The 8760-nt window shown below is 38.2% G+C and carries 2 protein-coding genes and 2 pseudogenes; 1 reads left to right on the forward strand and 3 read right to left on the reverse strand.

Annotation, left to right across the window (positions count from 1 at the left end; genetic code table 11):
* The first annotated feature begins 312 nt into the window (after positions 1-312).
* Entirely contained in the window at positions 313-2463 is a 2151-nt protein-coding gene (locus AFK68_RS21845; RefSeq protein WP_094675046.1) for a Tex family protein, read from the forward strand.
* A gap of 335 nt (positions 2464-2798) precedes the next feature.
* Here the strand turns inward: AFK68_RS21845 and AFK68_RS42270 are convergent, their stop codons facing one another.
* From AFK68_RS42270 to AFK68_RS46040, 3 genes and pseudogenes are all read right to left on the reverse strand, one after another.
* The gene (locus AFK68_RS42270; RefSeq protein WP_246844342.1) at positions 2799-4025 is read right to left on the reverse strand and encodes a hypothetical protein; all 1227 of its coding nucleotides are present in this window, start codon (positions 4023-4025) and stop codon (positions 2799-2801) included.
* 18 nt (positions 4026-4043) lie between these two features.
* A pseudogene (locus AFK68_RS42275) lies at positions 4044-4784 on the reverse strand (WD40 repeat domain-containing protein); the annotation flags it as partial.
* 1 nt (position 4785) lies between these two features.
* A pseudogene (locus AFK68_RS46040) lies at positions 4786-7433 on the reverse strand (hypothetical protein); the annotation flags it as partial.
* Positions 7434-8760: the final 1327 nt, after the last annotated feature.

An 8760-nucleotide genomic window follows, 5' to 3' on the forward strand; every position in this document is an offset into this window, starting at 1 on the left:
GGAGATGGAAACTCTAGGATAAAATCTGATAAGCGAATCAAATTTTTGTTTTGCTTAGGAGACCGAAACTTGAGGAAAAAATCTGACAGGTGAATCGAATTTTTGCTTAGGTTGGGAGAAAATTTCGGAAAAAATCTGATAAGCGAATCAAATTTTTGCTTAGGTTGGGAGAACTAAACTTGAGGATAAAATAAACCTCATCCCATTTTCCCTTGGGTTTGGAAACTAAAACCTTACGATAAAATATTACAATCTACTTAGGATTTCTATTTGGTATAAAATAATCAAAAATTCTATTTATCTAGATAGCTCATGTTGGACATAAATAAAACCTTAGCTCAAGAATTAAATATCAATCCGAAAAATATTAAAAATGCTCTGGAACTTTTAAGTGGAGGAGCAACTATTCCTTTTGTTGCTCGTTATCGAAAAGAATATACTGGTTCCCTGGATGAAACTCAACTGCGAAATATTTGGGATAGATTTACTTATCTTCAAGAACTTGAAGAAAGAAAAAAAGTAATATTAAAAGCAATTTATGAAGCTGGTAAACTTACGGACGAATTACAGGAAAAAATAGAGTCTTGTTTCCAAAAAACAGAATTAGAAGACCTTTATCTTCCCTATAAACCAAAGCGCCGAACTAAGGCAACTATTGCTAGGGAAAAAGGTTTAGAACCTTTAGCAGAATTTATCAAATCTTTGAATAATTCTCAAGCAAAAATTATATCTATTGAAGAAGAAGCAGTTAAATATATTGCTGAGGAAAAAGGTGTCAAAAATCTAGAAGATGCTTTGCAAGGAGCATCTGATATTTTGGCAGAAGCACTGGCAGAAAAAGCAGAGTTACGGGCTTATATTCGAGAATATTTTCTCGACTCTGGTGGTTTTATTTCCAAAATTAAAGATGATTACCCAGAAGGTACGACTAAATTTGAAATGTACCGAAATTTTCGGGTAAATATTAAAGATATTGCTCCTCATAATATGTTGGCTTTGTTACGAGGAGAAACTGAAGGAATATTAAATCTAGACCTGGATTTTGACCGAGAATTTGTACTATCTTATTTGGCAGATTCAGAAATTTGTACCAGAGCCAAAGAAATCAGAACTTTTTATCAGGAAATGCTCAAAGATTCCTTTAATCGTTTGATGAAAAATTCCTTGATAAATGAAGTAAGAACTCAAAAGAAAGCTGAGGCAGATATTGAGTCAATTAAAACCTTTGAAACTAACCTCAGAGAATTATTATTATCTCCTCCTGCGGGAATGAAACCTACTTTAGGAATTGACCCTGGATTTAGAACCGGATGTAAAGTTGCCGTCTTAGGTGAAACAGGTAAATTCTTAAAATATCAAGCCATATTTCCCCATCAATCTTCAGCCCAAAAAAAACAAGCTACTACAACAATTAAACAGTTAATTCAAAAGTACAAAATTGAACTAATTGCTATTGGTAATGGTACAGCAGGAAGAGAAACAGATGAATTGATCACAGAAGTAATTTCGACCTTGGATAAAAAACCAATAAAAGTCATAGTTAATGAATCTGGAGCCTCAATTTATTCTGCTTCTAAAGTAGCAATAGAAGAATTTCCAGATTTAGATATTACAGTGCGGGGAGCTATTAGTATCGGTAGACGTTTACAAGACCCTTTAGCAGAACTTGTCAAAATAGAACCCAAGTCTATAGGAGTCGGTCAATATCAACATGATGTAGACCAAAAATTGTTGAAAAAAAAGTTAGATGAAACTGTAGAAAGTTGTGTGAATTATGTGGGAGTAGATTTGAATACTGCCTCCAAAGAACTGCTGATTTTTGTTTCTGGTATGAGTTCTACAGTGGCAAAAAATTTAGTTAAATATCGGAATGAAAATGGAGCTTTTCAAAGTCGCAAAGAAATTTTAAAAGTGTCAAAATTGGGTGGGAAAACTTTTGAACTTTGTGCTGGATTTTTGCGAATTCGGAGCGGTAAAAATCCTTTAGACAATACGGCAGTACATCCAGAAAGTTATTCGGTCGTTGAGACTATTGCTCAAGATTTAGGAGTGTCGATAAATCAGATTAATCAGATATCAAAAAAAGTCAAATCTCTGGATTTAAAAAAGTATGTCACCGATAAAATTGGCGAACCAACTCTGAAAGATATTATTGGTGAATTAGAAAAACCAGGGCGCGACCCCAGAGCAGAATTTAAGTATGCAACTTTTCGAGAAGGAATTAAAGAAATTAGGGATTTAGAAGTAGGAATGGAGTTAGAAGGAATAGTAACTAATGTGGCAAATTTTGGTGCATTTGTTGATGTAGGAGTTCATCAAGATGGGTTAGTACATATCTCTCAATTGGCAGATTATTTTGTTAAAGATCCGAAGCAAGTTGTGAAAGTTGGGCAAGTAGTAAAAGTTCGAGTTTTAGAAGTAAATGAAAAGTTGAAGCGCATTGGTTTATCTATGCGGAATTAGGTTGATTTTTGGGAAGGATAGTAATGGAGTGTTTCATCTAAAATGGTGCAATAGTAGGGGCGGGTTTTAGCTAGAATTTTAATACTTACTCTAAGATTTATCAGGACTTACGCAGGTGAACCCAGAAACCCGGTTTCTCGTAGACTTCTATTACTCAAAACAAGGATTTATCGTAGAAACCGGGTTTCTTTGCGTAAGTCCTAATTTATATAAACCCGCCCTAATGCACACCTAATGCACACCCATTAGTTGTGTCAGTCCAGTAAAATAATGAGGGGCGGGTTTAGAGGACTGAACGCGCTTATTTCAATCCTCTTGGTTAAACCCAGCCCCTACTATCTCAACTCCTGCAACACCTCATCAGTAAATGGGTTTTCTCCCCGCTGGAGTGCTTTTATCCATTCTTGTCGTTTTGCTTTATTCTCCTCATTATCAGTCAATTTTACATATTCCTGAAAATCTGCAACTGCCCCTTTAAAATCCCCTGTTAACGCCCTGGCAATTCCACGACTATCAAGAATATAGGGATTTTTTTGGCTAAGGGCGACTGCTTTTTCACAGGCAAACATCACATCAGGAGCTTGGTTATTAAGAGTACCTTGGCGACAAAGGTAAGCCCAATAATCAGAAGAAATTTGAGTGGGGTCGATTTTTTCTGCTTTTTTGTAGGAGTCTATAGCTTCCTGAACTTTACCCTCCCTGACAAGTTCACTTCCTTTATTCAGTAACTCATCTACTGCTTGATATTTAGCTTTAGCTTCTGGGTCAATATTTTGCCAACTAGGGATAAATGCTACTTGATCAAGTTCTTTTGCTTGCTGATACTTTTCCACTGCTTCCTCAATTTTTCCTTCCCTTGCTAATTCTGTTCCTTCCTCCATCAGTTTTTCTGCCTTCCCTAATGATTCTGCCCAAGCTTTGAAATTGGGGTTGAGATCAAGGTCGGGGTTCCATTTCAGTGCTTTTTTAAATGCTGCAACTGCTTCTTTAAGTTTTTCTGCTTCCCCCTTGCTTTCCCTCGCCAACTTTTCTCCCTCTATTACCCAACTATGAGAAGCTACTTTCTTGCCTTCATCGGTGTGGCAAATCTCAAGTTCCTCTAACTCCTGGGGATGGGAAATTAGGTAATCATTTAACCACTCGCAACCAAGCTTAGTTAAATCTTCTATCCGCCAATTTGTTGACAACTTCACCGTTTTGTCATAACTTGCAGTTGCTATAGTCTCTCCATCCGGACTAAATGCTACACTGCTGACCCCTTCCTCATGCTCGGTTAGAGTCTGCAACTCTTTACCCTCGAGGTTCCACAATTTTACCGTTTTGTCATAACTTGCAGTTGCAATAGTCTCTCCATCCGGACTAAATGCTACACTGCTGACCCCATTCTTATGCCCGGTTAGAGTGTGCAACTCTTTACCCTGAAGGTTCCACAACTTCACTGTATTGTCATAACTTGTAGTTGCTATAGTCTTTTCATCAGGACTAAATGCCACACCCCAGACCGAATTTTCATGCCCCTTCAGAGTCTGCAACTCTTTACCCTGAAGGTTCCACAACTTCACCGTTTTGTCATCACTTGNCACACCCCAGACCGAATTTTCATGCCCCTTCAGAGTCTGCAACTCTTTACCCTGAAGGTTCCACAACTTCACCGTTTTGTCATCACTTGTAGAAGCAATAATCTGACCATCAGTGCTAAAGGCTACACCATTGACCGAATTTTCATGCCCCTTCAGAGTATGCAACTCTTTACCCTCAAGGTTCCATAATTTCACCGTTTTGTCACGACTTGCAGTGGCAATCATCTTTCCATCAGGACTAAATGCTACATCCCAAACCCAATCCTCATGGCCTTTTAGAGTCGGCAACTCTTTACCCTCAAGGTTCCACAATTTCACCGTTTTGTCATCACTAGCAGTGGCAACCATCTTTCCATCACGACTAAATGCTACACTATTGACCCAATTCTTATGCCCAGTTAGAGTGTGCAACTCTTTACCCTCAAGGTTCCACAATTTTACCGTTTTGTCACCACTTGCAGTGGCAACCATCTGGCCATTAGGGCCAAAGGCTACACTTATTATCCAATCATTATACTTTTTTACAGTCTGCAACGGCTCCTGTTGTTTCCACAACTTCACCGTTTTGTCATCACTAGCAGTGGCAACCATCTTTCCATCACGACTAAATGCTACACTGCGGACGATTTCCTCATAACCAGTTAGAGTTTGCAACTCTTCACCTTTAAGGTTCCACAACTTCACCGTTTTGTCATCACTTGCAGTCGCTATAGTCTCTCCATCAGGACTAAATGCTACACCNGTCTCTCCATCCGGACTAAATGCTACACTATTGACCCAATTCTTATGCCCAGTTAGAGTGTCCAACAATTCTCCCTGACGGTTCCACAACTTCACCGTATTGTCATTACTTGCAGTCGCTATAGTCTCTCCATCCGGACTAAATGCTACACTATTGACCGAATTCTTATGCCCAGTTAGAGTGCCCAACAATTCTCCCTGACGGTTCCACAACTTAACTGTTTTGTCATAACTTGCAGTTGCTATAGTCTCTCCATCGGGACTAAATGCTATGCTGCTGACTCCATTCTCATGTCCGTTTAGAGTCTGTAGTAACTGCCCCTCTTTGTTCCACAACTTTGCTGTATTGTCATAACTTGCAGTGGCAATGGTCTTTTCATCAGGACTAAATGCTACAGCAATGACCCTATTCTTATGCCCATGGAGACGGTTTAATTCTCTAAACTCATCATCCTTGTTGCTTTTATCAACTGCGACTCGGAGAGCATTTGTAATCTTCCTAGCTTCACGCGTTGCTTGCAATTTACGATCTATACGATCTAGTTTTTGCCTAACCTCCATAGCTTTTATCAACCCATCCCATCGCTGGCCTGACACCGACAACAGTATAGCTTCATTTACCTGAGCAAGAATTTTTGCTTGTTTACCTTTCCTTTCTGCCTGTAAGCCAAAGATTGTCATCCCTGCTGCCAATAGTGTCATCACTAAGGTAGAAGCAACCGAACCTTTAACCAGTCGCTTTTGCAACTTTTGTCGTTTTTCTTGTTCCTGTTTCAGCTCATTAAGTACCTCTTCCAACTGCCGCCGTTGTTCTTCTGCTTCCCGTCGTTTTTCCTTTTCCTGTTTCAATTCCTCTAATAATTCTACATCTTTCCTCTGCCGAATAAACACCACCAAATAATCATGTACTAACTGATAGTTATCTGCTGGATTTTCGGGCAACAAAAACACCAAACCCGAATCTACAAAAATCTCTAATACTAACTTTAACTCCTCTGAACTATACTTACTTTCCTTCAACAACTCGGCCTGACTTTTCAATGGTCGAGTATTATTTTCATCAGTCAATAACCATAACACCAACCAAGCAAATTGTTTATTTTCTTCCCCACAGTCGCTTACCACTGATGCTAAATATTTATCTACCAATTCGGCTTTAGGATTATCTCCTAATTCCAGATATTTTTCTACAGTAGTAATATTATCTGCTTGGAGTTGTGCCCCTACAACTTGCAACTCAATCGGACGAATTTCTCCCAACTCCTGAGCTAAATCTTCTACTAATTTTTCTGTGAGATTTCCATCTATTTTAAACTGAGAATTTGCCGTTAATCCTTGAATAACTAATTTCGCCTGTGACCGCTCAAAATTTCCTAAGTAATAGAGAATATTTTTGTCTAAAATATTACTATTAATTGCTTCTAACTTCCTCAAGCGATTAAATTCTAATAAATAATGAATATAATCTGACCTGAGAGATAAAACAACTTTCACAGAAGGTATTTCTAAACAATCTTGGAGAAATTGAGCAAATTGCAGTTTATCCTTTGGTTCGCTATTTTCAAAGAAAAATTCCTCAAATTGGTCAAAAATGATAACCGTGAGTAGATTTAATTTATCATTACCATTATTTCGTAACTGAGAAAAAATTGCCTCAGCCGAATTTAGACTTTCTGAATTAACCGTTAAATTTGCAATTATTTGCAGTTTTTTTGCTAAAAGTTTCCCTAATTCAGAAATCCAATTAACATAAACTCGCTGCAAAACAACAACCACATCACGAGTAGCAATTGATTTTCCCTCCAAAGTCGGAACTAATCCAGCCTGCAAAATAGAACTTTTACCTACTCCTGATTGCCCATGAATAACTATTAATTTATAGTCAGGACGACTAATTCTTTGCACCAATATTTCTACATCATACTGTCGTCCAGATGCAGCAATTTCTTGAGTCAGTTGTTTTTGATTAGTTCTGTGTTTAGAATGAGGTAAAGCCGGATTAATATTTAATTTGATATCTCTCAAACGATTCGCACCAATAAAAGCTTGAAACCCAAATTGTTGTTCTACTTTGAGTTTCTCTTGCTTAATTTTGAAAGCTTCTAAATATGCTTTTTCTTCATAATATATTTCTCGTAATTCCGTCAGAATATTGATGTATAATTGGGAGTTATATTCAGGATTAGTCGTATTTTTTGCTTGTTCAAAATTGCCTATTGCCGATTTAATTTCACCTAAACCTTTTTCAGCTTTAGCTAAAGAAAATAAATATCTCCCCAGACGAGAATATTGTTCCCAATCTAAATTTTTTTGGTCTTTTTCTGAAGTAGGAGGAGATGCAGCATTGAAAGTTTTGTCGAAAATTTCTAGGGCATTTTGAGCCTGTTTTTTTGCTTGTTTATAGTTACTTTTTGCTAGTTCAAATTCCGCGAGAAAATCGTAAGCAAAAGCTAGTCTAAATGGGTAGGAATAGGTTTTATGTAATTCTATTGCCTTATTCGCAACAGTCTCCAACTCATCCCAACGCCCCAAAGTATGCAAAACTTCTCCCCAAGCATTGATAAATTTAGCAACTAAGTCGGGACGGTTAATTGCCTCAAACCCTTCTATTGACTGCTGATAATATAAGCACGCCAGAGAGCAAAGCATATTTTTATCCTCTGGATGCCTAATCTCATAACTACGGCACCAAAACCCAAAATAATAATAAGTGTGAGCCACTCGCACAGGTTTGTTAAGCTGTTTCCAAAGTTCGAGACACCGTTGATAATGGTCGAATGCTGTTTCCTCAGAGTTATCTGCTGTTCTTCCNCCTGCCTCTAATTCTGCTTCTAACCTAATTCCTCTATTTGCCAATTGTTGCTGTGCATCTAACAACTCTTGATAAACAAACTCTCCGACACCTAAAGCGGTATGCTCTAAAAATATTCCTGCTCCACTTTCTAATACTTTCTGATAAACACTCTCACTCGTCTGCTGAATAAAATCTATTAATTCTTGAGTGGGAGTTTCAAATACAGTTAAACTTGCCCTATTTTCAAAATCAGGAATTAAGCGAATGAACTTCCGGGAAACCTCTGCATCTATCCATAAAAGTATTGGAAAGTGAAAGTTTTTTCTAAACTCATCCAGGACTAAACTCATGGATACGAGCAATTTATCTACATCTTTTACTGACTCCAAACCCCAAACCATAAAAGCATCTGGTTGTTTATCTCCTAACTGTTGGCCAATAGTAGCATAAAGTTCTCTAACCGACTCATCTAGCTGCAACTGTGCTAAGTCTCCAGAAAAAGATGCCTGGAATTCTTGAATTAGGCGATCGCGCTGAGTTAGATTATTACAACGGGCTAAAAATAGCCGAAAGTCTCCTTGAGACATTTCCAGAGCNAAACCCCAAACCATAAAAGCATCTGGTTGTTTATCTCCTAACTGTTGGCCAATAGTAGCATAAAGTTCTCTAACCGACTCATCTAGCTGCAACTGTGCTAAGTCTCCAGAAAAAGATGCCTGGAATTCTTGAATTAGGCGATCGCGCTGAGTTAGATTATTACAACGGGCTAAAAATAGCCGAAAGTCTCCTTGAGACATTTCCAGAGCAAATATTAGCTCGGACAATAATTCTACTTCCTGGTGATTAAAATTTGTCATTTCAGTTATCAATTATAAGTATCAATAGTTATAATTAGTAGGGTGCGTTAATGGAATGTAACGCACCGCCCCCAAGTTATAATTAGTAGCAAAACTTGTAGGGTGCGTTAGAAGGCTTAAATTTAGGCTATGAAAGGAATTCAGCGAAACGTCGTAACGCACATCCCCCAAATATTGCGGTGCGTTAGCGAAGCGACATGTTTGCGGAGCATTCCGTCAGGAAAAAGCGTTTGCGCAGCATTCCGCAGGAAAGCGTAACGCACCCTACTTGACTGTTTCTACTAGACTCACGCTCCCCATCACCCCATCACCCCATCACCCCATC

This window comes from Hydrocoleum sp. CS-953, from assembly GCF_002260545.1.
Lineage (GTDB): Bacteria > Cyanobacteriota > Cyanobacteriia > Cyanobacteriales > Microcoleaceae > Trichodesmium.